The organism is uncultured Oceanisphaera sp., assembly GCF_947495715.1.
Lineage (GTDB): Bacteria > Pseudomonadota > Gammaproteobacteria > Enterobacterales > Aeromonadaceae > Oceanimonas > Oceanimonas sediminis.
The window spans coordinates 1-1,324 of sequence record NZ_CANLZU010000050.1; the positions used below are offsets into that span (position 1 = coordinate 1).

At 66.5% G+C, this 1,324-nt stretch carries 1 protein-coding gene; it reads right to left on the reverse strand.

Annotation, left to right across the window (positions count from 1 at the left end; translation table 11 throughout):
• On the reverse strand, positions 1-1,324 hold a 1,324-nt coding region (locus Q0753_RS16520; RefSeq protein ID WP_298723697.1), incomplete at both ends, for an immunoglobulin-like domain-containing protein.

Below are 1,324 nucleotides of genomic sequence, written 5' to 3' on the forward strand. Positions count from 1 at the left end.
GTCGCCTGGTTGCTCAGGGTCACGGTGAAGGCCGTGCCCGCCGGCTGGCTCAGGGTGCCGGTCACGGTGGCGGTGCCACTGCCTTCGGCCACGCTGACATCCGCGAAGGTCAGGGTGGTGGTGTCGGTGCTGTCGCCGATCGCGGTGGTCACGGCCGTGCCGTCGAAGCTCAGGCTCTCCAGGCTGCCCGCATCACCGGCATTGGCTTCGCTGATGGCGGTGATGGCGTTGCTGACGGACCCGCCGTCCGCATAGACATCATCGCCCTGCACTGCCACCGTCAGGGTACCGCTGCTCGCGCCGGCGGCGATGATCACGTCGCCCTGGCTGGTGGTCACGGTGATCGCGTTGTTGGCGATCACCGGCTTACCGTCCGCGTCCTTCAGGGTCACGGTGTAGGTCAGGCTGCCGTCCCCTTCGGTCGCCGTGTTGCGATCTACCGCCAGCTCGGCTGTTACCGGGCTCTCGGTGTCTGTGACGGTGACCGTGGCGTCACCGGTAGTCAGCTGTTCGAAGTTATGTGCGCCGGCGTCACTGACGGTGAGGATCTGGCTCTCGCCATCCACATAGACGTCGTCGCCCTGAATGGCGAACGGCGTAGAGACCGCCTCGGTCGCCCCCGCCGCAAAGAACAGGGTCGCCTGGTTGCTCAGGGTCACGGTGAAGGCCGTGCCCGCCGGCTGGCTCAGGGTGCCGGTCACGGTGGCGGTGCCACTGCCTTCGGCCACGCTGACATCCGCGAAGGTCAGGGTGGTGGTGTCGGTGCTGTCGCTGACCACGGTGTCTACGCTGGCATCATCAAAGCTCAGGCTCTCCAGGCTGCCTGCGGTCCCCGCATTGGCTTCGCTGATGGCGGTGATGACGTTGCTGACGGTGGCCCCGTCCACATAGACGTCATCGCCCTGCACCGCCACCGTCAGGGTACCCGTGCTTTCACCGGCGGCGATGGTCACCTCGCCCTGGCTGGTGGTCACGGTGATCGCGTTGTTGGCGATCACCGGATTACCGTCCGCGTCCTTCAGGGTCACGGTGTAGGTCAGGCTGCCGTCCCCTTCGGTCGCCGTGTTGCGATCTACCGCCAGCTCGGCTGTTACCGGGCTCTCGGTGTCTGTGACGGTGACCGTGGCGTCACCGGTAGTCAGCTGCTCGAAGTTGTGTGCGCCGGCGTCACTGACGCTCACGCTGAAGGTATCCCCGTCCTGATACACGTCGTCGCCCTGAATGGCGAACGGCGTAGAGACCGCCTCGGTCGCCCCGGCCGCAAAGAACAGGGTCGCCTGGTTGCTCAGGGTCACGGTGAAGGCCGTGCCCGCCGGCTGGCTCA